General features: G+C 57.0%; 25 protein-coding genes. 6 read left to right on the top strand and 19 right to left on the bottom strand.

Annotated features, from left to right (window positions below; all coding sequences use genetic code 11):
* From tatB to DL239_RS00405, 3 genes are all read left to right on the top strand, one after another.
* The gene (gene tatB / locus DL239_RS00415; protein ID WP_167681123.1) at positions 1-486 is read left to right on the top strand and encodes a Sec-independent protein translocase protein TatB; all 486 of its coding nucleotides are present in this window, start codon (positions 1-3) and stop codon (positions 484-486) included.
* Positions 483-1,379, top strand: coding sequence for a twin-arginine translocase subunit TatC (tatC, locus tag DL239_RS00410; protein ID WP_167681121.1), 897 nt, complete (start codon positions 483-485; stop codon positions 1,377-1,379). The genes tatB and tatC overlap by 4 nt, the downstream gene beginning before the upstream one ends.
* Before the next feature lie 228 nt (positions 1,380-1,607).
* Positions 1,608-2,579, top strand: coding sequence for an adenylate/guanylate cyclase domain-containing protein (locus DL239_RS00405; RefSeq protein ID WP_167681119.1), 972 nt, complete (start codon positions 1,608-1,610; stop codon positions 2,577-2,579).
* Here the strand turns inward: DL239_RS00405 and DL239_RS00400 are convergent.
* Positions 2,576-2,773, bottom strand: a complete 198-nt coding sequence (locus DL239_RS00400; RefSeq protein WP_167681117.1) for a hypothetical protein — start codon at positions 2,771-2,773, stop codon at positions 2,576-2,578. The two genes, DL239_RS00405 and DL239_RS00400, sit on opposite strands and share 4 nt — an antisense overlap.
* 155 nt (positions 2,774-2,928) lie before the next feature.
* Here DL239_RS00400 and DL239_RS00395 point away from each other — a divergent pair, with 155 nt between their 5' ends.
* Entirely contained in the window at positions 2,929-3,771 is an 843-nt protein-coding gene (locus tag DL239_RS00395) for an ATP-binding protein (RefSeq protein WP_167681115.1), read from the top strand.
* A 74-nt stretch (positions 3,772-3,845) separates the two neighbouring features.
* Here the strand turns inward: DL239_RS00395 and DL239_RS00390 are convergent, their stop codons facing one another.
* The 3 genes from DL239_RS00390 to surE all read right to left on the bottom strand — a co-directional run bounded on the left by DL239_RS00390 (position 3,846) and on the right by surE (position 6,627).
* A complete protein-coding gene (locus tag DL239_RS00390; protein ID WP_167681113.1) occupies positions 3,846-5,084 on the bottom strand; it encodes a peptidoglycan DD-metalloendopeptidase family protein in 1,239 nt (412 codons plus the stop codon).
* A 116-nt stretch (positions 5,085-5,200) separates the two neighbouring features.
* Complete coding sequence (locus tag DL239_RS00385; RefSeq protein WP_167681111.1) at positions 5,201-5,848, bottom strand: protein-L-isoaspartate(D-aspartate) O-methyltransferase; 648 nt, start codon at positions 5,846-5,848, stop codon at positions 5,201-5,203.
* Positions 5,845-6,627 carry a 5'/3'-nucleotidase SurE gene (surE, locus tag DL239_RS00380; RefSeq protein ID WP_167681109.1) on the bottom strand — a complete coding sequence of 261 codons (783 nt, stop codon included), beginning with the start codon at positions 6,625-6,627 and terminating at the stop codon, positions 5,845-5,847. The genes DL239_RS00385 and surE overlap by 4 nt, the downstream gene beginning before the upstream one ends.
* Here surE and DL239_RS21775 point away from each other — a divergent pair.
* Positions 6,626-6,751, top strand: a complete 126-nt coding sequence (locus DL239_RS21775) for a hypothetical protein (protein WP_255456207.1) — start codon at positions 6,626-6,628, stop codon at positions 6,749-6,751. The two genes, surE and DL239_RS21775, sit on opposite strands and share 2 nt — an antisense overlap.
* Positions 6,752-6,875: 124 nt before the next feature.
* Here DL239_RS21775 and DL239_RS00375 read toward each other — a convergent pair whose 3' ends face one another.
* From DL239_RS00375 to radA, 7 genes are all read right to left on the bottom strand, one after another.
* A complete protein-coding gene (locus DL239_RS00375) occupies positions 6,876-7,523 on the bottom strand; it encodes an SDR family NAD(P)-dependent oxidoreductase (protein WP_167681107.1) in 648 nt (215 codons plus the stop codon).
* A 54-nt stretch (positions 7,524-7,577) separates the two neighbouring features.
* Positions 7,578-7,826 carry a pilus assembly protein PilP gene (locus DL239_RS00370; protein ID WP_167681105.1) on the bottom strand — a complete coding sequence of 83 codons (249 nt, stop codon included), beginning with the start codon at positions 7,824-7,826 and terminating at the stop codon, positions 7,578-7,580.
* Positions 7,827-8,034: 208 nt separating this feature from the next.
* Positions 8,035-8,577, bottom strand: coding sequence for a DUF2199 domain-containing protein (locus DL239_RS00365; protein ID WP_167681103.1), 543 nt, complete (start codon positions 8,575-8,577; stop codon positions 8,035-8,037).
* Between the two features lie 195 nt (positions 8,578-8,772).
* Positions 8,773-10,299 carry an amidophosphoribosyltransferase gene (gene purF, locus DL239_RS00360; protein WP_167681101.1) on the bottom strand — a complete coding sequence of 509 codons (1,527 nt, stop codon included), beginning with the start codon at positions 10,297-10,299 and terminating at the stop codon, positions 8,773-8,775.
* 405 nt (positions 10,300-10,704) lie between these two features.
* Positions 10,705-11,379 carry a Hint domain-containing protein gene (locus DL239_RS00355; RefSeq protein ID WP_167681099.1) on the bottom strand — a complete coding sequence of 225 codons (675 nt, stop codon included), beginning with the start codon at positions 11,377-11,379 and terminating at the stop codon, positions 10,705-10,707.
* 374 nt (positions 11,380-11,753) lie between these two features.
* Positions 11,754-12,308: a CvpA family protein gene (locus DL239_RS00350; RefSeq protein ID WP_167681097.1), complete on the bottom strand. Its 555-nt coding sequence runs from the start codon at positions 12,306-12,308 to the stop codon at positions 11,754-11,756.
* 41 nt (positions 12,309-12,349) lie between these two features.
* On the bottom strand, positions 12,350-13,714 hold the full coding sequence (gene radA / locus DL239_RS00345) for a DNA repair protein RadA (protein ID WP_167681095.1): 1,365 nt from the start codon (positions 13,712-13,714) through the stop codon (positions 12,350-12,352).
* Between radA and DL239_RS00340 the strand changes: the two genes are divergently transcribed.
* Positions 13,715-13,873, top strand: a complete 159-nt coding sequence (locus DL239_RS00340; protein WP_167681093.1) for a hypothetical protein — start codon at positions 13,715-13,717, stop codon at positions 13,871-13,873. It abuts the gene before it with no gap.
* A gap of 48 nt (positions 13,874-13,921) precedes the next feature.
* On the opposite strand, the gene DL239_RS00335 is transcribed toward DL239_RS00340, so the two are convergent.
* The 8 genes from DL239_RS00335 to DL239_RS00300 form a co-directional block, all read right to left on the bottom strand.
* A complete protein-coding gene (locus DL239_RS00335; protein WP_167681091.1) occupies positions 13,922-14,371 on the bottom strand; it encodes a paraquat-inducible protein A in 450 nt (149 codons plus the stop codon).
* A gap of 89 nt (positions 14,372-14,460) precedes the next feature.
* Complete coding sequence (locus DL239_RS00330; protein ID WP_167681089.1) at positions 14,461-14,844, bottom strand: hypothetical protein; 384 nt, start codon at positions 14,842-14,844, stop codon at positions 14,461-14,463.
* 262 nt (positions 14,845-15,106) lie between these two features.
* Positions 15,107-15,475, bottom strand: a complete 369-nt coding sequence (locus DL239_RS00325; RefSeq protein WP_167681087.1) for a hypothetical protein — start codon at positions 15,473-15,475, stop codon at positions 15,107-15,109.
* A gap of 2 nt (positions 15,476-15,477) precedes the next feature.
* A complete protein-coding gene (locus tag DL239_RS00320; RefSeq protein ID WP_167681085.1) occupies positions 15,478-16,224 on the bottom strand; it encodes an ABC transporter ATP-binding protein in 747 nt (248 codons plus the stop codon).
* Positions 16,221-17,003 carry an MlaE family ABC transporter permease gene (locus DL239_RS00315; RefSeq protein WP_167681083.1) on the bottom strand — a complete coding sequence of 261 codons (783 nt, stop codon included), beginning with the start codon at positions 17,001-17,003 and terminating at the stop codon, positions 16,221-16,223. The genes DL239_RS00320 and DL239_RS00315 overlap by 4 nt, the downstream gene beginning before the upstream one ends.
* Positions 17,000-18,034, bottom strand: coding sequence for an alanine racemase (gene alr, locus DL239_RS00310; RefSeq protein ID WP_167681081.1), 1,035 nt, complete (start codon positions 18,032-18,034; stop codon positions 17,000-17,002). The genes DL239_RS00315 and alr overlap by 4 nt, the downstream gene beginning before the upstream one ends.
* A gap of 170 nt (positions 18,035-18,204) precedes the next feature.
* Positions 18,205-19,731 carry a replicative DNA helicase gene (locus DL239_RS00305; RefSeq protein WP_206188292.1) on the bottom strand — a complete coding sequence of 509 codons (1,527 nt, stop codon included), beginning with the start codon at positions 19,729-19,731 and terminating at the stop codon, positions 18,205-18,207.
* 255 nt (positions 19,732-19,986) lie between these two features.
* Complete coding sequence (locus DL239_RS00300) at positions 19,987-20,667, bottom strand: orotate phosphoribosyltransferase (protein WP_167681079.1); 681 nt, start codon at positions 20,665-20,667, stop codon at positions 19,987-19,989.
* Positions 20,668-20,698: the final 31 nt, after the last annotated feature.

Raw genomic sequence — 20,698 nt, 5'->3', positions numbered from 1 at the left:
ATGTTTGATCTGGGTTGGACCGAAATGCTGGTGGTTGGCGTTGTCGCGCTGATCGTGGTGGGCCCCAAGGACCTGCCCGTGATGTTCCGCACCGTCGGACGCGCCGTCGGCAAGGCCAAGGGCATGGCGCGCGAATTTAGCAGCGCCATGAATGATGCCGCTGACCAGTCCGGCATCAAGGACGTCACCAAAGGCCTGAAGGCTGCGACCAACCCTGTTGGTACGGCGATGGATGGCGTGCGGGATGCGGCACAGGATATGGCCAAGAGCATGGACTTTACCGGCAAGGGGCCAGATCTGGGCAAGATCGACCCGAACAGTGAAACCGGGAAGCTGGCGGCTGAACGGGCTGAGGATGCCAAGAAGATTCAGGCATCCACTGCCCGCGTGGCGGCCGAGCGGAAAGCCCGTGAAGCGGCCGAGGCACTGGCCAAGGCAGAAGAAGCCGAGGCGGCGCTGAAGACTGATGATGAGAGTAAAACATGAGCCAGACTGAAGAGATCGAAGACAGCACTGCGCCGCTGATCGAGCATCTGGCCGAGTTGCGCAATCGGTTGATCCACATGGTGGTGGCGTTTTTGATCGGTATGATCATCTGCTTTACCGTGGCGACGCCGATTTTCAACTTTCTGACCAATCCATTGTGTCAGGTGCTGGCGGATCGGGGGCAGGACTGTGACCTGATCTTTATCTCACCCCAAGAAGGCTTTTTCGTTGCGATCAAAGTGTCGCTGCTGGGCGGTTTGATCCTGTCATTCCCCTATCTGGCGATGCAGGTTTGGCGGTTTGTGGCACCGGGGCTGTACAAAAACGAGAAGGGCGCGTTTTTGCCGTTCCTGTTGGCGTCACCTTTCATGTTCGCGCTGGGTGCCAGCTTTGCGTTCTACGTTGTGACGCCGCTGGCCTATGAGTTCTTTCTTGGATTCCAGCAGTTTGGATCGGGTGGAGAAGCCGTTCCGGACGCAACCGCAGCACCGCTGAGCGTGGTGTTTCAGGGGTCGGCGCAGGAATACCTGAACCTGACCATCAAGTTCATCGTGGCCTTTGGCATGTGTTTCCAGCTGCCTGTGTTGCTGACGCTGATGGGCAAGGTAGGTCTGGTCAGTGCCGAGGGACTGAAGTCGGTGCGCAAGTATGCGGTGGTTGCCATTCTGCTGCTTGCCGCGCTGGTGACACCGCCGGATGTGATCACGCAGGTGATCCTGTTTGTGGTGGTCTATGGGTTGTACGAAGTGTCGATCTTCCTGGTTGGCCGGGTTGAGGTGAAACGCGAAGCCAAGCTGCGGGCTGAAGGGTTCTATGACGACGACGAAGATGAGGATGACGACGTGGATTTTGAACCTCACTTTGACGAAGTGGATGACAGCAAGGACAAGTAAGTCTGAGGCTTAGAGAATTAGAGAGGCGCGCCAGAGATGGTGCGCCTTTTTTGTTGGACGTGCTAAGTTGGTTGTTTAAGCGACTGTCGTCGAAGAACGAGTTTGGAGTGGGAAGGCTCATTCAATTCAAATGCCGTGACTGAATTGTAGTTTAAAGCTGCGGTCTTCGGGTGTTTTCAGAGGAGGTACTGGAGAACAATCTCCTGAGCCGAAAGTGAGGCGAAAAAGATGATCCGGACATCACCAGAACTTCTTGCGGTTTCAAGGCGCTGGCATCAGGCGATTTTAACCGGGAATACTGAAATCCTGAGAGACTTCATGTCCGCTGCGGAAGAGTTGCGTTTTATCGGAACCGCGGACAACGAATACTGGAACGGGTCAGTGGTCGGTGATGGGGTGGCTGGTTTTTTTGCGGAGATTCCTGCATTGATCTCTGTTGAGGAAGAGGAGGCGGAAGCCTTTGAAAACGGTGAAACCGGCTGGTCCTCTTTTGTGCATCGCATCCATTTTGAAGGTTTGCCCGAGGCAAGCATCCAACGCACTACACTTGTTTTTGTACTGGAAGGCGCAGGGTGGAAAATCATGCAGCGCCATGGATCGGCTCCAGTCCCAAATATTGTCCATATGGGCAGGGAGCAAACAGAAATCCAACGTCTGGCGGACACTGCGCGTGATGAAGGCCCCGCATTGAACCAGACCGAAGGCCTAGCTTCGGTACTATTCACCGATCTAGAAGGTAGCACTAAGCTAGCAGCAACGTTAGGTGACCAGCGCTGGTCGACCCTGATCAATGATCATTTTCGCGTTGTCGAGGACATAGTGAAGGCGCATCATGGCCAGTTCGTTAAGTCGCTGGGGGATGGTACATTGTCCAGCTTCTCTTCCACGCATGAGGCCCTTGATGCTGCCATTAAAATGCAAAGGCGGGTTTTCGAAGCAAAAGAGGAACCACGCTTGGGGTTGCGGATTGGTATACACACTGGTGATGTTGTTCAAACTCGAGGTGATTTCTTTGGAACCGTCGTAAATATGGCCGCTCGGATAACAACTCACGCCAAAGCGGGTGAAATACTTATCTCAAACGTCACTAGGGAGATGGTCGGAGGGGTGGCGGGTTTGCGTCTTGCCACGCCAATCACAGTTTCCTTTAAGGGACTGGAGGGGCAGCACCTTGTACATCCGCTTGAATGGAGGGCCTAATTCGGCCGTACCGCAACCAATACGATCCCCAGTTCCTCTTCCAGCTCTTGCAACTTTTGCAACTGGTCTTCGGGCAGCTCGGCTGTCTTGGCCTCAACCCCGGCCAGCGCCACCACTGGGCCGCCAATAACTTTTTCAAGGTTCTGGATCGCGTTGAGCTTGTCAGATTCGAGCGAGGCGAGAGGGTAGAGCATGGTGGTCTCCTTTTATCTGGCTTGGGGGTAGTATAGCCAATTCTTGTGATTTTTGTGGGTTTGGTTTTCTATTGGCAGGGTCTCGCTGAATAGGACCACTTGCCGCCCCCGGTGGAACGTGGTTTGAAACCCTCCAAGGATGGACGGAGGCCCCCATGGACCAGATCACACTAACCCGCATTGCCGAAGCTTTGGAGCGGATGGCACCGGCACCGCTGGCGACACCGGATTTCGACGCGGCCTCGGCCTTTGTCTGGCATGTGGAGCCTGAACGGCTGGAGCCGGTGGCCGATATTAGTCGGGTGGATCTGGAACTGCTGGTTGGCATCAACCGCTCCCGCGACACGCTGATGGAAAACTCCCGTCGCTTTGCCCGTGGTCACGGCGCCAACAATGCCTTGCTGTGGGGCGCGCGGGGCATGGGTAAGTCGAGCCTGGTCAAGGCGGTGCATGGGGCGCTGCTGAAGGATCATTCGGATTTGAAACTGGTCGAGCTGCAACGCGAAGATCTGCCCTCGGTGGCGCGATTGCTGCATCACCTGCGCAATGCGAAACAGCGGTTTATCCTGTTCTGTGATGACCTGTCGTTCAGCCATGATGACCAGCACTACAAGAGCCTGAAGGCGGTGCTGGATGGTGGAATCGAAGGTCGGCCGGAAAATGTGGTGTTCTATGCCACCTCAAATCGGCGCCACCTGATGCCACGCGACATGATCGAAAACGAACGCTCCAGTGCCATAAACCCGTCCGAAGCAGTTGAGGAAAAGGTCTCGCTGTCGGATCGTTTTGGGCTGTGGCTGGGCTTTCATCCTTGTGATCAGGATGAGTATCTGGCGATGATAGATGGCTATTGCAGCGCCTATGGCGTGGAAACCGACGCTGCGCAGCTCCGGGCTGATGCGATTGAATGGCAGGCCACACGTGGTGCGCGTTCAGGGCGTGTCGCATGGCAGTTCTTTGTGGATCTGGCGGGGCGTCAAGGGATCGCGCTGCGCTAACGAACGCGCCCTTGTTTCTTTTTGCCAAAATACTCGCGCCGCAGGCATGGCGCCGTGGCGCCATTCCCGCTGTTCTATTGTAGATAGGGCAGTGGATCGACGGAATCGAACCCGTCGCGGACCTCAAAATGGACATAGGCGTCGTCACCACTGCGCAGGCTGGCGATAGTCTGGCCGCGCTTGACCCGGTCGCCCTTTTTGATCGAGATGTTGTCCACGTTGGCATAGACGGTCAGCAGTTTGCTATCATGGCGGATGACGATGATTGGTACTTTGTTGGAATCTTCGGTGATGGCAGCCACAGTGCCGCTACGGGCGGCCTTGACTGCTGTTCCTGCTGCTGCAGCAATGTCGATACCGTCGTTTTTACCCTTGGAGTAAGCCCGGATGATCTTGCCCTGCACTGGAAAGCTCATGGCAGCCTGACTGCTGCGGGTTGGCTGTGGCACTTCAACTTCTGGCACATCTTGCGCCGCGGCGGCGGGGGCTACAGTTTCCTGTGGCAAGGGTTTGGTCGAACTCGGTGGCGTCGGTGTGGTTGTGCCTTCACCCGGTACTGTCACGGATGTGACAGCGGCAGGCGCAGCCACGGCTGGTGCGGACTGATCCTTTAGCGGGATCAGAAGGTACTGACCTTCGCGAATGGCAAAATCGCTGCCTAGCCCATTCCACTCGGCGAGTGCTTTGACCGGGACCTGGTACAGGCGTGATACAGTATAGGCGGTTTCGCCTCGTGCCACCCGGTGACGTACTGGTTCGGGGCCAGGTTGTACTTCGGGTTTTTCTACCCTCGACGGCGCTGGCTGCAATTGCGTTGTTGTTACAGATCCGGGATTGGGCGAGGTCGTGGCGGCGCCATCGATAGCTGATCCGGCTAGCTGCTCAATATCAACCGATCCTGGGTTGGCCTGGCCACTGGATATCACCTGATCCGGCGCGCGGCGTGGCAAGGCCAGAACTTCACCGGGGCGCAATCCGTCTGTGGAGTTTACACCATTAAAACGTGCTACTTCGTCCACCGGCAGACCAACTCGTGTTGCAATGTCAGCAACAGTATCACCACGGCGGGCGACGGCGACTTGGTAGTTGGGGTAGGTGATCAAACCGCGGTCATCGGCGTCAGGTCGGCCGGTTGTGGCCGTCTGAGCAGCATTTGAGGTGTTGAAGGCGCCGATTTGTCCGCGCAGGTCGTAATCTAGCGGTCCTTCGCAGGCTGCAGTCAGAGCGACCAGTGACACGATGGCCGTGCCGCGTATCAGGCTGCGTGTCGGTTTACCTGTCAGGCGGCGGGTTCGCGTGGAAGTCACCGGCATTCTGCTCTCCTCGAAATGCGATCCCCCTTCTGCGCCGGGGGTATGCACTCAGTCAATCATGTGTTCAGCACTTCTGGCTGCTGATGAGGCCCCGATTGAGCCTCGGTTAGGGGTATTTATGTCTCTTTGCCCAGACCCTCAAGCAGGGGAACAAAGCGAACAGGGCGTAATTCATCGTATTCCAGCCCGTCTTCGGTCTTTACCACCCGGATCAGGGTTTGAACCGTATCGGACTGGCCCACAGGGACCACCATTATACCGCCGACCTTGAGCTGGGCCAAGAGCGGGCCCGGAGGGTCTTCGGCGGCGGCGGTGACAAGGATGCGGTCAAACGGCGCCTGATCGGGCAAGCCATGGCTGCCATCACCGACAAGCGAGGTGATATTGCTGAGCTGCAGGCTCTCAAAAAGTTGCCGCGCTTCGCGTACCAAACGGGCGTGACGGTCGATGGTATAGACGCGGCGTGCAAGTTTCGACAGGATTGCCGCCTGATAGCCAGAACCGGTGCCGACCTCGAGCACGGTATCGCGCGCGGACACCTGCAGGGCCTGTGTCATCAAGCCGACGACTGACGGCTGCGAAATGGTTTGGCCACAGGCAATTGGCAGGGGCATGTCCTCGTAGGCCCTTTGGGCAAACAACCCGCGAATGAATGGGCCGCGATCGATCTCTTCCATCGCGTTGAGTACCCGCGCCTCGGTAACCCCCTTAGAGCGGAGGGCAAACAGGAACTGCATCTTGGTTTCGGGATCGAGGCTGCTCATTGGATGACCTTCAGGGCCTCCATTGCGTCATGGGCCGTCAGGTCGGCGCGCATTGGCGTGACCGAGATGTAGCCGTCCAGATTGACCGCAGCATCCGTGCCGGGGGCTGTGGGGATATGCTGATCGCCGCCCTTGATCCACAGGTAGGGCCGCCCGGTTGGCGACAGCTGCGGTTCTGCGGTGAACGAGGTACCGGGGCGCAAGCCTTGGGCTGCCACCCGTGTTCCTTTGACCTCGGCTGCTGGAACCGGCGGAAAGTTGACGTTATAGAACAGTCCGTAGTCCTGATTTGACTGAACGCCGGCCTCTATTATGCGAGAGATAAGGGCAGTTCCATGTACTGAAGCGGCTTCAAACGGGTTGGGCAGCTCATAGTTTTTTGGGCCGAAGTACTGCGACAGGCCAATGGCGGGGACCCCCTGCAGGGCGGCCTCAATCGCGGCGCCCAAGGTGCCCGAGTAAAGTGTATTTTCAGCCGAATTGTTACCTCGGTTGACGCCGGACAGTACCAGATCGGGGGGGGCATCCTTCATCACAACATGCAGGCCAGCCAATATGCAGTCAGCTGGTGAGCCTTCGGCGGCGAAGCGGCGTTCAGCCAGTTTGGTTAGCATAGTTGGGTGGGTGTAGCTGATGCAGTGGCCAACGCCGGATTGTTCAAATGCGGGGGCTACGGTCCAGACTTCGCCCTGCGGACCGGCAAGGGCCTTAGCAATGTTTTCCAGCACCACAAGCCCCGGAGCACTGATGCCGTCGTCATTGGTGATGAGAATTCGCATGTCTCGCCCTTTGGTGGTGGTTTATATCTGCATAGGCGGTGGCAGCAAACGGGGCAAGTCCCTGCCGTCATTGAAGGACATCCGGTTGTCACTGTTGGCTAAGGTGTCACAGAAATGTCTGTAGCAGCGGCACGGCAAGGGTTTGAACGTCTGTGGATAAGACTAGCGTGATCTTCACAATAACAAACTTGCTGGCGTAAAGCGCGCACCGGTGGTCCGGTGCGCACTAGCTAAAGGTGTCGGCTGGATCAGCCCTGCGGCAGCTCTGCCAGCAGGCGTTTGGCTTCGTCTGCTGAATTGGCCAGACCGCTGCGTTCCTCGCCTGGGAAGAACCTTGACCGTAGGGCAGTAGGCATGGGCTGAGGTGTCAGAATTGATACCTTGGGGCCGGTTTTTTCAGTTTCGACCTGCCAAGAGCGGGCCAAGGCAATCTGTGCGGCCTTGGTCGCGCCATAGGTGCCAAAGAACTTTTCGCCGGCGCGGGTGTCGTCAAAGAAGACAGCCTGACCCTTTTGCCCCAAGAGCGGGGAAACATAGGATATCAGCAGGGCAGCGGCGGTGGTGTTGACGGCAAGGGACTTGTCCCAGTCCTTGCCCGCTACAAAGTTCGCCGGGCTCATCGGAACCGGGTGGATGGCGCAGTGCAGCCAAAGGTCCAGCTGGCCCCAGCGGTCATGGATGCCCCGGCACAGGGTCGCCATGGCGCCTGTGTCGGTGATGTCCATTGGCGCCAGAGTGGCACTGCCACCTGCCGCTTGGATGCGATCATCCAATTCTTCCAGACCGCCAGTGGTACGGGCCACCGCCATGATGTGATGGGTTGGCGCAAGCGCTTCGGCTAGGGCAGCGCCCAGACCGCGAGAGGCGCCGGTGATAAGAGCAAGTTTCTGTGTCATGGCAGTCTTTTGGTCCGAGTGTTGCAGCGGGTCAAGGGGGCTTACTGCGGCGGATTAGCTACCGGGCATGGCCAGACGGTGAGTGGTGCCGTTTTTTTCAAACAAAACGCCCTTGTCATCGATGCCGACAACCCGACCAGCCAGAAGGCGGGCACCACGGTTGACCCGGCGGACACGACCACCCGGCAGGCGCATCAGCGCGGTCAGGTCGTTGGTTGGGCCAAAAAGCCCCATCAGGGCGAGGGATTTCTGGTTCAGCACTTTATTCTGGGTGGCCAAGCGGGCCACGGTCTTGTTGGTCATCTTAGTCTCCTCGCGACCACAAACATGAGGCCGCATATGTCGTTTGCCCGCGGCGCTTAGCAGCCGGGGGGCAGGGGGAACAGTGCGAGGAAAAGGGCGGTGCGCGGGATGTTGCGGAGCGGAAAACAAACTGGCATTTTCCTGCGCAACCCTATGCAAATTGGGGGTGGATGGTGAAACCACCCTTGAATTCTAATTTTGGCCGAACCTAGGAATCATAGACTAGAGACGCCAAATCGTGGCCGTAGCTGTGAAGAAGTTCGAACATCTCTTCGAGTTCGGCACCGTTTCGCTGTAACGTATAGAGCGGGTGGCTGGCGTCTGAGATTTGCAATTCAGGATATTGACCGGGGGTTCGGATATCCAACATGCCTGCAACCGGTTCGCCAATGCCGGGTGGAATAGTGTTGGAGAGCCAAGCCGGGCGTTTCCCCAATCCCTCTGTCCCTGCCATGTCCAGCATATCTTGATAGTCGACAAAGTCCTCGGGGCTGACGCTGGCCCATGTGCCTAGGATGAATTCGTCGTCTGCGCTGCCAATCAACGGAACTGTCAGGATGCAACGGAGGAAATGCAGAGAGCCGATACGGCAGAAGTCATCAGTGAGAACATCACCTTCTTCGGCGTTGATGACTGAATTGTCCTGTTGCGGAGTGTCCTCGGGGCACAGGTCAGGGCGATCGCATGCCAGGCTAAGAAGCTGAGCAAAGGTTGCACCACAGCAGCGGCACTGGCGTGGTGAAGTCAACATGCGGGCGAGATGCGCGTCCAAGAGATGGGCCTTTCTGGGGGCAAAGGAAAAGCGCCGACCTATTGGTCAGCGCCTCCAATCGAGTTGATTCGAGCTATTACTCTGCTCTGAGCAAGATTTCAAACGTTCGCTAGGCGGCGAGTTTTGGTGGCAAGAATTGGCCTGCAGCCCTATGGAGCGCTCGAATGATCGGGGTCATCCAGACGTTGCAAGCTTTGACCCGTTCCAGGAATCCCCAGCAGTCGGCATATCCTTGATCTTGTTGCTGACGCGGCCCGTCGTTTCGAGCGTAGCCAGGTATTCGTCACTAACGCTGCCGGTCAGGTAGTCGCCGTCAAAGCAAGAACAATCAAATTGTTCGATGTCTTTGTTTCCTTCTTTGGCGGCCCAGATCAGATCTTCCAAACGTTGATAGATGAGTGCGTCCGCACCCAATTCAATCCGGATCTCTTCCAGCGAACGGCGGTCGGCGACCAGTTCGTGTTTGGTGGGCATGTCGATTCCATAGACGTTGGGGAATTTGACCGGCGGCGAGGCGCTGGCCACATAGACCTTGTTCGCACCAGCGGCGCGGCACATTTCGACGATCTTTTTGATGGTATTGCCGCGCACGATCGAATCGTCGATCAACAGAATGTTCAGCCCCTTCATCTCGAGCGGAATGGCATTCAGCTTGCGTCGTACCGATTTCTGCCGTTCTGCCTGACCGGGCATAATGAAGGTACGGCCTACATAGCGGTTCTTTACCAGGCCTTCGCGGTAGCGGATGCCTGTGGCGTTGGCCACTTCTAGTGCGACGGGGCGGGCAGAATCGGGAACAGGGATGATGCTGTCGATTTCTAGATCAGCGTCCTGAATTTGTTTGGCAAGTGTCTGTCCCATCCGCAGCTGGGTTTTATAGACTGAGATCCCGTCGAGCATGGAATCTGGTCGTGCAAGATAGACGTATTCGAAGATGCAGGGCGTGAGCTTGCCTTCGACAGCCTGGAACGTGTGCAGGTTGCCCTCCAGATCCACAAGTACCGCCTCGCCCGGGTTCACATCGCGCAGTTTTTCGAAACCGTTGATGCCAAAGGCCACATCTTCGGAGGCAAAGGCGTATTCGTTGCTGCCATCATCGTTGGTGCGTTGAGCGATGGACAGGGGGCGAATGCCGTGGGGGTCACGGAAGGCCATCATGCCGACGCCGGCGATCAGGGTGATAACCGAATAGGCACCCTGAATACGTTCCATTGTCATTTTGACGCCAGCAAACAGGTTGCGTTTGGGGTCGCCAGTGCCGTTGACCTTGATGCTGTCCGAGATTTTATCGGCCAGTACGTTCAACAGGATTTCAGAATCCGAAGTGGTGCGCAGGTGGCGGCTGTATTTACCGGTGATTTTTTCACGCTGTTCGGTGGTGTTGGTGATGTTGCCGTTGTGAACAAGGTAGATGCCATAGGGCGCGTTCACGAAAAATGGCTGAGCCTCGGCAGCGCTGAGCGAGCCTGCTGTTGGATAGCGGACATGTCCGATGCCAATTTTGCCAGTCAGGTTCTTTGCGACCTGAGCGTTGAACACATCCTTGACCAGACCATTGGCCTTGTGCTCGCGGAAGTTTTCACCGGTATAGGTGACAATGCCAGACGCGTCCTGACCTCGGTGCTGTAGCATCAGCAAACCATCATAGATCTCCGCAAAGACATCTTCGTTCCGGTTTGCGATCCCCAAAATCCCACACATTCAGTGGCTCCACTTTCACATTGAGTTTTGCGTCAGCCGAGTCTTCTCAGCCGAGTCTATACCTATGGCCAATGCCATATTCATCCTACCGGAGTTTCGTAGCCTTGGCCCTGTCTCTGGTTCGTGCCCAACACTAATGCTGATCCGGTGCGTGCAAAAGGTAGCGCAATTGCTGCGCAACATTTCCTTTTTTACGGTGGGAGCAAGTGTCATCTTCGGCATCGGCAAGGCAGTTGGCTTCGAATCCGTTAGGGACGTTCGCCTCGACATAGAGCCTTAGGTCGCAGTTGTCACCAATGTATCCATTTTAATGCCTGTCTGAATTGCCGCAGCACTGGATCAGAAGAGCGCGCAAAAAAATAGGCCCGCGCAAGGCGGGCCTGACAGTCAGGGAGCAATGGGTAATTAGGCGGCCATTGGGGCCAGAATTTGGTCAAGGTGGCTGGGTTCCTCGGTGGAAACCGGGTCCATGCCAGTCAGTGCTAGTGCGCGGCCATCTTCGCTTGCCAGGATTTGACGTGTTTCAGCCAGTGACAGTTTGCGGAATGCCGAGTCGATGCTGTCGCCGGCAACATGCAACAGCATGCCGCTTTCGGCCCAGACGATCTCTTCTTCCTGGAATTTCAGGTGGATGCGAGCCATGCGCTCGGGCAGGGCAGGGTTGATGCCTTTGTAGCCAGCCAGCGAAATCAGACGGGTCATGACCAGCGGCACATCGAACAGACGCTCGGCAGTTGCCAGTTCCAGTGCAACCATCTGGTCAGACGGCAGCATCAGGTCAACATCGTTGCCAAGAGCACCGGCTGGGACGTGAACAAGTGTTGTGAGGCGTGGAACGCTGTGGCTGATCGACTTCACTTCCTGGCAACCGCCATCGAAAGTGTAAACTTTGTCGCCGGCCTTTACGTCACGGACCTGAACAAAACCGCGGTCGGTTTCAACCAGTGTGTCTGGCAGGAAGCCACCTGCCTGGGGACGAGCCCGGCGAGCAGGACGAGCGGCAGGCTTGGCAACCGGGGTATTCATCAGCAGGTTCACCGACTGGAAGTCCGTGAAAGAGTTGAAGTGATCCAGTAGCATATTGTCGTTCCTTCTGGCCGAGAGTGCCTGACGTTCTGTCTTGGGACTACATGGCCAGCGAAATTGGCCCTAAATGAGGCACGGATCGGGCCAAATGCGGTTTTGGTTTCTTTTTTGGGGTAAAAAGGGCTTTTTTATCGCGGATTGTTAACGAATTGACCTACTCAAGGTAGAATTTGTTAACCAATAACTCGTGTCACCCATTTTCGGGGTGGAGCACGGAATCAGTTGATTCTCGTTGGTTAATAGAGGGTTAACGTGGTAAATTTATGCTAACCTTTGGTGGGAGGCGGCATGAGATTGAGGTATAAATAAGGAGTACCCAAAAAAAAAGGGCGCCCAGTGGGCGCCCCGTTGCGATCATACTCGAACGCTTATTTCTGGCAGTTGCCGATCAGGTTCTCATACTGCTGAGTAACCCAGCCCAGAGCTTGCTCTGGATCACGGTCTTCGATTTTACCAATCATGCTCTCAAACACGACGGCAGAGCGGCTTTCGTCAACCATTGTGAACGACTGGCCTGTCATCACCACATCGTAGAGGAAGAAAGCGATTGCGACCAAAAGAATGCCGCGCAACACGCCGAAGAAAAAGCCCGCGCCCTGATCTAGCCCGCCAATTGCCGAACGCTGCACCAGCGACGAGAACAATGGGGTGAAGAAAGAGACGATGATAAGCGCCAGCGCGAACACAGCTGCAAAGGCCGTGATGATCGACAATTCGCAACTGTCAGAGATGAACTCTCCCAGAACTGGGATCTCAGCCATTAGAGGCTCGACCTGAGGCGCGAACATGAAGGCCAGCACTGCTGCGGCAATCCAACCAGCGATGGCCATGGCTTCGCGGGCAAAGCCGCGCGCGTAAGCCAGCAATGCCGATACTACGATGATCAGGGCGACAACCCCGTCAATTATTGTGAAACCTTCCATGTCCCTCGCCCGTTAATTCTGCGATCGAAATTTGTGCGACCTTAGCCGGCCCCAAAGAAATCGCCAACAAAACCTGTCAAATCGGTTACTCGGCGTAAACCGATCCCTTTTATCGAGACAGACTTGCCGCCGCTTGGAGCTATAGCGGCGGTAAAACCAAGTTTCTGTGCCTCTTTCAACCGGTTTTCTGTCTGGGGGGCGGGTCTGAGGGCTCCTGAGAGGGATATTTCTCCGAAAATGACAGTATCAGCCGGTAAGGAAGTGTCTTCGCGGGCACTGAGCAAGGCGGCTGCGACCGCCAGATCGGCTGCGGGTTCTGAGATCTTCATGCCGCCTGCTACGTTCAAATAAACGTCAAGTCCGGCAAAGGGGATGCCGCAGCGGGCCTCGAGCACGGCGAGAATCATCGCAAGCCGAGACGAATCCCATCCCACCACGGCGCGGCGTGGCTGCGAATGGGGGGAGGGGGCAACCAGCGCCTGCATCTCAACCAGCACCGGACGTGTGCCTTCGATGCCGGCAAAAACCACCGAGCCGGGGCTGGGTTCGCCGCGTTCAGACAGGAACAGGGCAGAGGGGTTGAGGACCTCGGACAGGCCTCGGCCGGTCATTTCAAAGACACCGATCTCGTCCGCGGGGCCAAAGCGGTTTTTCACGGCGCGTAGAATACGGAACTGGTGGCCGCGCTCGCCTTCGAAATACAAAACGGTATCGACCATGTGTTCGACGACGCGCGGGCCGGCGATCTGGCCGTCTTTGGTGACATGGCCCACCATGATGATGGAAATGCCGTTGCGCTTGGCGAAATTTGTCAGCTCATGCGCGGCAGAGCGGACCTGACTGACAGAGCCGGGGGCAGAATCAACAGTGTCGACCCACATGGTTTGGATGGAATCGATGATCACCAGCTGCGGTCTTTCGGCCTCTAGCGTGGTGAGGATGTCGCGCAGGTTGGTTTCGGCTGCCAGTTTCACCGGTGCCTGAGCCAAGCCGAGCCGCTGGGCGCGCATTCGGACTTGGGCGGTGGCTTCCTCGCCACTGACGTAGATAGTTTTCACCCCTGTCCGGGCGAATTGTGCGGCAGCCTGAAGCAACAGGGTGGATTTGCCGATGCCGGGATCACCGCCGACCAATATGGCTGACCCCGCGACCAAGCCGCCACCAAGCACCCGGTCCAGCTCACCAACGCCACACAAGGTACGCGGTGGCGGGGTTTCCTTGGTCGCGAGATCGCTGAGTTCAATCGCGGTGCCACGGGTGTTGCCAAGTGACTTTTTACCCGGACCCGTCGACAGCGCAGCGGTTTGCGAGATGGAGTTCCATTCGCCACAGCCTTCGCAACGGCCTGACCATTTGGAAAAGCTGGCGTTGCAGGCGGAACATGAGAAAGATTTTGATTTAACCATATGAGCCTTGTGCCCGATGTTCAGGGTTTGTTCAAGGTGTTCTCCCGCGCCTTTGCAGGCTTGGGGGGCGCCGCTGCGCGGCGCAAGGGGTTTGCTGGGGAAGCGGTTCAGGAGCAGGTTTGCCCTGAACGCGCCATATCAAGTTTTAGGCAGGTCTGATCCGCGTCAATGATCTGCGACCTTGCTGCGCAAGGCGACCTGCGGTCGTCATTGACCCTGAGCAGACCTGCGGCGTTTTTCGGTGATCAAGCCAAGAGCGATCGAGGTGAGGATGCAGGCCGTGAACATGTAAAGGCCCCAGGCGACCTCGATTGTGACGTAGCCGATGCCTTTGGCCAGAGTGATGTAGAGCGCGATCAGGAAGACGTCGGCCATGGCGAGTTTGCCCAAAATGTGCAGTACCGGCTGGGCGCGGGGGTCCAGCAGGTTCCATTGGACCAGTGCCAGGCCGATGGTCTTGAGGTAGGGGGCGAAGATGGCGAAGGCGGTGACCACAAGGGCGAGGATGACGTCGCTGCCCCAGAGGCTTTGTAATCCGGTGATGACGCTGATCTCACTGAGGCCGAAGAGCGGCAGCAGGCCAGCGCGCATCAGTGGGGCGAACCAGGCCACTGGGTAAAGGACTAGCAGGGACAGGGTCAGGAGGCGGATGAGCATTCGGGCTGAATTCCTAAGTTTTTCGTTCTGACAGACTTGGGGGTTCTGTCTGGGAATGAAAGAGGGGAATGTTTTGGTGGGTTTCCCGGTTAATGGGCAAAGGCGCCGGGGCTGATCATGTAATGCGGCAGCGGGGCGAGGATCCAGAACAGGATGGCGAGGATCAGAAGGACGCCGCGGCCGTGGTCTCGGTTCCAGCGCAGGCGGGCTAGGGCGACCAGTGCGAATGTCGCGATGTAGAGCGCCATGAAGTAGCGCTGATAGTCGGCGCTGAGTTGGTCGTAGGTGAACATGTGCGAGATGATGGTGATGTCAAATCGCAGTTCCCACAGGATTGATGTGGCGGAGAGCAGGCTGGTTATCAGGATGGTGACGCCGAGAATGGTGTTTTGTTTCAGGACCGGGAAACTGGCGAGGAAAGAGAAGAATATTGCGAAGGGTAGACAGAGGAAGAGTAGGAGAATGAGGATCATTTGGAATGAAGTCCTTGTTTGATGTTTTTATCTAGAGGGGCGTGCCACGTAGTGGCCTGGCCCGCGCCTGACTTGGCTCCGCCTGTTCAAACCTGAAATGATCCCCCGGATCATTTGCAAGACGATTTAACTCCCTCCGGGAAGGCACTTTGCACCTCCCCAAGGTCAGGTGCGGGCCTGTGATGGGGGGTATCTAACTGGGGATTAGGGGAAGGGAAGAAGAGGGGAGCGGTCTGTGTGTTCATGTCGTTGCTAAAGAAATTTATTCCAGATCCTCGGGAAGGATGGAGAGCAAATAGAATTCAGCGCTAGAAAAAACAAGGAACAGCATCGACAGGCTTGCTCCGAGGCGGGCTGGTCCTTTTGCGATAAGGTAAACCAAACACATTGTGACAAGCGGAAGGGTTATGAAGAGAACCCCACGTAAAATCATCCGGCTAAGTGAAACTCCAAAGTATTCCGATGAAACCGGCAAAGTGAAGAATACTAAAGCAAACAGGACTGGTAATGAGATCAGAACTGTAGACACGGATTTCGGCGCTTTTAGGTCGGCTGAGCGGATGCCATTCAAAAAACAGCTGATTGGAAAAATAATGGGAGAGCCTAGTAGAAATATTAGGATCGTTTCCATGCTCACCTCACGGCTTCAATCGGCCCCTCAGCTCTACCATGAATAAACTGATCTAGATAGGGATCGCCCGAGGCATCCATATCCGCCACCGGGCCGGTCCATTGGATCACGCCGTCGTGCAGCATCGCGACGTTGTCGGCGATGGCGCGCACGGACGACATGTCGTGGGTGATGGTCATGGCAGTGGCGCCCATTTCGACCACGATCTCGCGAATGAGGTCATTGATGACGCCGGACATGATTGGGTCCAATCCGGTGGTGGGTTCATCAAAGAAGATGATCTCGGGCTCGGCGGCGATGGCGCGGGCGAGGCCGACGCGTTTTTGCATGCCACCGGACAGTTCAGCTGGGAAACGATCTGCGACCTCAGATTTCAGGCCGACGCGGCGGAGTTTTTCGATGGCAATCTCTCGGGCCTCTTCCACCGGGCGTTTCAGAGTGCCGCGTAGCAGGCGGAAGGCGACGTTTTGCCAGACGGGGAGCGAGTCAAACAGGGCGCCGCCTTGGAACAGCATGCCGAATTTGGCGAGAAAGGCATCACGGTCGCCTTTATCTGCGGGTTTGCCATCCACAAGGATAGTACCTGAATCCGGGGTGATCAGGCCCAGCACGGTTTTCAGCGCCACGGATTTTCCAGTGCCGGAGCCGCCGATGATGACCATCGAGGTGGCCTTGGGGATGTGCAGATCAAGCCCGCGCAATACGCGGTTGTCGCCAAAGGCCTTTTGGACGTTTTGCATGCGGATCATAGCGAGAAGAATATCCCTGTGAGCACGAAGTTGGCGGCGAGGATCAGGATCGCGGCTGCCTCGACCGAGGACTTGGTGGCGGCGCCAACACCCTGTGCTCCGCGGCCCGATTGTATACCGTAATAGCAGCCCATGGTCGCCGCAATGCCGCCAAAGGCGCAGCCTTTGACAAGGCTGGACACGACGTCTTTGAGTTCAAGGAAATCGACGGTGTTCTTGATATAAGCGGCGGCGTTGAAGCCGAGGTTTTGGGTGGCGACGGTATAGCCGCCTGCTATGCCGATGATGTCACCGACGGCCACTAGCAGGGGCACGGTGATCAGAGCTGCTGCAACACGGGGGGCGACGAGGTATTTCATCGGGTGGGTCGAAAGCGTAACAAGGGCGTCGATCTGTTCGGTCACTTTCATTGTCGCGATTTCGGCGGCGATGGAAGAGGTGACGCGGGCTGCGATCATCAGGCCGACCAGCACGGGGCCTAGTTCACGCACGATGCCAATCGCGACGATTTGGGGCACCACGGCCTCGGCATTGAACCGTGCGCCGCCGGAGTAGATTTGCAGCGCCAATGCGCCACCGGTGAAGATGGCGGTGAGGCCTACAACTGGCAGCGACAGCCAGCCGATATTTAGCAGCGATGCAAAGAATTCACGCGGGTAGAACGGCGGGCGCAGCATATGGCTGAGTGTGTCGGCGGCAAATAAAGACAAGCGGCCAAGGGCCGCGAGCGCAGTCAGGACTGCGCGGCCCAGTTGGGCCAGAAGGGCAATTGGGCTCATCCGGAATAGCTCCGGGCGTAGCGGTGGCCCAGGGATGTCAGGATTTCGTAGCCAATGGTTCCGGCTGCGTCTGCCACTTGATCAATAGTCTGATGATGGTTGATCAGGCTTAGGCTTTCGGGGTCTTCGCCCAGATCAGTGACGTCAACTGTGATCAGATCCATCGAGACACGGCCAACCACTGGGTAGATTTTATCACCGACATAGGTGTTGATGCCTGCACCCATGGCGCGGATCAGCCCGTCGGCATAGCCGGCAGCAACGGTGGCAATACGGCTGCGGCGTCGCGCGATCCAGGAATTGCCGTAGCCAACGCTTTCACCGGGTAGAACATCGCGGATCTGGATCACTGGCAGGTCCAGAGAGATCACTGGTACTGCGTCGCTGTAGGGAAGCCCGCCGTATAGGCCAATCCCTGGACGGCACAGATCAAAGTGATAATCCGGCCCAAGCAGGATGCCGCCGGTTGCTGAGAGCGAACGGGGCACCTCAACACCTTCGGTCATGTCACGAAAGACCTTGAGCTGCAGGGCGTTCATTGGGTGGTTCGGTTCATCCGCGCAGGCCAAGTGGGACATTACCAATACCGGGTTCTGACCCAAGGCGATTTCGCGCAGCGCGGCCCATTCGGCGGGCTCCATGCCGAGACGGTTCATGCCGCTGTCAAGTTGTACACCAAAGCTGTGGCCGGGGAGGTTTTCAAAGTGGCGCAACATCTGATCGACCGAGTTGAGCATCGGTGTCAGATTGAATTCCTTTAGTAGATGGGTGTCACCGTCCATGTGGCCGGAGAACACCGAGATCCCGATGTTTGGACCCAAGGCGCGGCGCAGGGCGACGCCTTCTTCGGCTGCGGCGACAAAAAAGTTGCGGGCACCGGCGGTTGCCAGGGCCTGACCGACACGGCCTGTATCCAGGCCATAGCCATTGGCTTTGACCACGGCTGCGGTTTCGCCCGCACTGAGGGCATCAAGGTTGCGCCAGTTGGTCGCCAGGGCTTCCAGATCGATTGATAGTTTTGCTGTGCTCATCCGCTGTTCATGACATGCGCGGGGCAGGGGTCAAGGGGGAATGAGGGAGAGTGTGCTATCCAAAGACCGGGCGTGGGGTTGTGGCCATAGTTCTGAGTAAGGTTAGTCACTACCCGGCATGCGGCGGGTAGGACATTCTAGTTAAAATGGCTGAGGCCTTAGGCGGTCTATCAGTACTCGTCTTCACGAGGGCCGTTCTGCCAGGCCTTGGCGAGGTTGCCAAAGCGGGTGAACTGAGCTTCGAACCCAAGCTCGACTGTGCCGATGGGACCGTGACGCTGTTTGCCGACGATGACTTCAGCTTTGGCGTGCAGGCGTTCCATCGCCTCTTTCCACTCTTCCATCTTGTCCAGCTCGTGATCGCCTGGTTTTTCACGCTCTTTATAGTATTCCTCGCGGTACACGAACATCACCACGTCGGCATCCTGCTCGATCGACCCCGATTCACGAAGGTCCGACAGCTGTGGGCGCTTATCGTCACGTTGTTCCACCTGACGTGACAGCTGGGACAGGGCGATCACTGGGATTTGCAATTCCTTGGCAATCGCCTTCATGCCCATCGAAATCTCGCCGATTTCGTTCACGCGGTTGTCGGCAGTACCACGACACAGCTGCAGGTAGTCGATCACCAAGAGATCCAACCCGTGGGTTCGTTTCAGGCGACGGGCACGAGCGGCGAGCTGGGAGATCGGCAGGGCGGGTGTGTCGTCGATGAACAGCGGGCAGCTTTCCAGCGTTTTGGCGGCCTCGACGAATTTGCGGAATTCAGCCTCGGTCATGTCACCTTGGCGGATTTTGTGAGATGAGATCTCTGACGCTTCGGCCAAAATACGGCCAGCCAGCTGTTCGGCGCTCATCTCGAGCGAGTAAAAGCCGACTACGCCGCCATCAATGGCGCCTTCGGTGCCGTCGTTTCTGGTGCCACGCTTATAGGCCTTGGCAACGTTATAGGCGATGTTGGTCGCCAGCGATGTTTTCCCCATCGACGGGCGACCCGCAAGGATCAGCAAATCCGACGGGTGCAAGCCACCAAGCTGTTTGTCGAGGTCGACTAGCCCAGTGGAAATCCCGGCCATGCCGCCGCCGCGCTGGTAGGCTTCGTTGGTGACGTTGACCGCTTCGGTCACCGCCTTGAGGAAGGATTTGAAACCGCTTTCGGTCTGGCCCTGCTCGGCCAGTTTATACAGCGACTGTTCTGCCTCGACGATCTGTTCTTTGGGTTCCGAGGCGACATCAACCCGGCGTGCCTTGTCTGCGATGTCTTGGCCCAGGCCGATTAGCTCGCGCCGGATCGCCAGATCATAGATCATCTGGGCATAGTCGCGCACAGCAAAGGCCGAGATCGAGGCGCCAGCCAGTTTGGCCAAATAGGCGGGACCGCCGAGTTCCTTCAGGCCCTCGTCGTCCTCCATGAATGCCTTGAGTGTGACCGGTGAAGCCAGAGCGTTCTTGGAAATTCGCGCGGCGGCGATTTCGTAGATGCGAGTGTGGACCGGATCATAGAAATGTTCGGCGCTAATGACCGAAGCAATACGGTCATAGACGTCATTGTTGGTTAGAATCGCCCCAAGCAACTGCTGCTCGGCCTCGACCGAGTGCGGCATCACGGGTTCAGGCGCAGCTTCGACGTTGGCTGGCATTTGTTCTGGCATCGGTGCTGGCGGCTGAGGGCCGTCAAAAGGGGTCAGTTCGTTCATTTCTGCTCTCATCGTCTGAGCGGCTATCATAGCGCTCAAGGCCCGCTTGAGGCCAGATGTATGTTTCTGTGGGCGGTTTGTGGAAAACTGCCCGGAACCACTGCAAAACCATCGGTCAGCGACCAATGGAGTCGGAGTGAAATTCTACATGAAGTAGGGAAAAACTCAACAACCGCGATATATTCGGCTGTCTTTGTGCTCATCTTACGAATCGGAGGGGGTTATCCACAGACACACCCTCCGACCAATAAGGGCTTAGGCGGATTTATGCGCGTCCTGCCAGGCGCGAGGGTCTTTGAGAAACTTTTCGACTTCGTCCAGAGTTTCGGCTGAGAAAGCTTCCTGTGCGCGGGCCTCGGCCAGAACGTCCCACCAAGTGCACAGGTAGTGCAGTTCGACACCGTGGTCGCCGAGTTTCTGGATGGTTTCAGGGAAGATGTCGTAATAGAAAATCAGGGCGGTGTGGCCGCAGGTAGCGCCGGTTTCGCGGATGGCATCGACAAAGCTGAGCTTGGAACCGCCATCGGTGGTCATGTCTTCGACCAACAGTACACGTTCGCCTTCTTTCATCACACCTTCGATGCGGGCGTTGCGACCGTAGCCCTTGGGCTTTTTGCGAACGTAAGTCATTGGCAGCGCCATGCGTTCTGCGACCAGTGCGCCAAAGGGAATGCCCGCTGTTTCGCCGCCAGCGATGTTGTCAAAAGCCTCAAAACCCGCGTTGCGCATGATGGTGATGGTCAGAAAGTCCATCAGGGTAGAACGGATGCGCGGGAAAGAGATCAGCTTGCGGCAGTCGACGTAAGACGGTGAAGGCAGACCTGATGCCAGAGTGAAGGGCTCTTTTGAGTTGAAATCTACCGCACCGATTTCCAGCAACATGCGTGCGGACAGGCGGGCGATTTCTTCTTTGCTTGGAAATGATGTGGGGATCATGGGGCAACCTCGGGCTCTGGCGTGACAAACG

Source organism: Parasedimentitalea denitrificans, assembly GCF_011813015.1.
GTDB classification, from domain to species: domain Bacteria; phylum Pseudomonadota; class Alphaproteobacteria; order Rhodobacterales; family Rhodobacteraceae; genus Parasedimentitalea; species Parasedimentitalea denitrificans.
Note: the sequence above shows the minus strand (reverse complement) of the source record. Positions and strands in the feature narration are given on the sequence as shown.

Coding starts and splice junctions, on each gene's coding strand:
- tatB (WP_167681123.1), top strand. CDS start 1: ATGTTTGATCTGGGTTGGACCGAAATGCTGGTGGTTGGCGTTGTCGCG.
- tatC (WP_167681121.1), top strand. CDS start 483: ATGAGCCAGACTGAAGAGATCGAAGACAGCACTGCGCCGCTGATCGAG.
- DL239_RS00405 (WP_167681119.1), top strand. CDS start 1,608: ATGATCCGGACATCACCAGAACTTCTTGCGGTTTCAAGGCGCTGGCAT.
- DL239_RS00400 (WP_167681117.1), bottom strand. CDS start 2,773: ATGCTCTACCCTCTCGCCTCGCTCGAATCTGACAAGCTCAACGCGATC.
- DL239_RS00395 (WP_167681115.1), top strand. CDS start 2,929: ATGGACCAGATCACACTAACCCGCATTGCCGAAGCTTTGGAGCGGATG.
- DL239_RS00390 (WP_167681113.1), bottom strand. CDS start 5,084: ATGCCGGTGACTTCCACGCGAACCCGCCGCCTGACAGGTAAACCGACA.
- DL239_RS00385 (WP_167681111.1), bottom strand. CDS start 5,848: ATGAGCAGCCTCGATCCCGAAACCAAGATGCAGTTCCTGTTTGCCCTC.
- DL239_RS21775 (WP_255456207.1), top strand. CDS start 6,626: ATGTCTCGCCCTTTGGTGGTGGTTTATATCTGCATAGGCGGTGGCAGC.
- surE (WP_167681109.1), bottom strand. CDS start 6,627: ATGCGAATTCTCATCACCAATGACGACGGCATCAGTGCTCCGGGGCTT.
- DL239_RS00375 (WP_167681107.1), bottom strand. CDS start 7,523: ATGACACAGAAACTTGCTCTTATCACCGGCGCCTCTCGCGGTCTGGGC.
- DL239_RS00370 (WP_167681105.1), bottom strand. CDS start 7,826: ATGACCAACAAGACCGTGGCCCGCTTGGCCACCCAGAATAAAGTGCTG.
- DL239_RS00365 (WP_167681103.1), bottom strand. CDS start 8,577: ATGTTGACTTCACCACGCCAGTGCCGCTGCTGTGGTGCAACCTTTGCT.
- purF (WP_167681101.1), bottom strand. CDS start 10,299: ATGTGTGGGATTTTGGGGATCGCAAACCGGAACGAAGATGTCTTTGCG.
- DL239_RS00355 (WP_167681099.1), bottom strand. CDS start 11,379: ATGCTACTGGATCACTTCAACTCTTTCACGGACTTCCAGTCGGTGAAC.
- DL239_RS00350 (WP_167681097.1), bottom strand. CDS start 12,308: ATGGAAGGTTTCACAATAATTGACGGGGTTGTCGCCCTGATCATCGTA.
- radA (WP_167681095.1), bottom strand. CDS start 13,714: ATGGTTAAATCAAAATCTTTCTCATGTTCCGCCTGCAACGCCAGCTTT.
- DL239_RS00340 (WP_167681093.1), top strand. CDS start 13,715: ATGAGCCTTGTGCCCGATGTTCAGGGTTTGTTCAAGGTGTTCTCCCGC.
- DL239_RS00335 (WP_167681091.1), bottom strand. CDS start 14,371: ATGCTCATCCGCCTCCTGACCCTGTCCCTGCTAGTCCTTTACCCAGTG.
- DL239_RS00330 (WP_167681089.1), bottom strand. CDS start 14,844: ATGATCCTCATTCTCCTACTCTTCCTCTGTCTACCCTTCGCAATATTC.
- DL239_RS00325 (WP_167681087.1), bottom strand. CDS start 15,475: ATGGAAACGATCCTAATATTTCTACTAGGCTCTCCCATTATTTTTCCA.
- DL239_RS00320 (WP_167681085.1), bottom strand. CDS start 16,224: ATGATCCGCATGCAAAACGTCCAAAAGGCCTTTGGCGACAACCGCGTA.
- DL239_RS00315 (WP_167681083.1), bottom strand. CDS start 17,003: ATGAGCCCAATTGCCCTTCTGGCCCAACTGGGCCGCGCAGTCCTGACT.
- alr (WP_167681081.1), bottom strand. CDS start 18,034: ATGAGCACAGCAAAACTATCAATCGATCTGGAAGCCCTGGCGACCAAC.
- DL239_RS00305 (WP_206188292.1), bottom strand. CDS start 19,731: ATGAACGAACTGACCCCTTTTGACGGCCCTCAGCCGCCAGCACCGATG.
- DL239_RS00300 (WP_167681079.1), bottom strand. CDS start 20,667: ATGATCCCCACATCATTTCCAAGCAAAGAAGAAATCGCCCGCCTGTCC.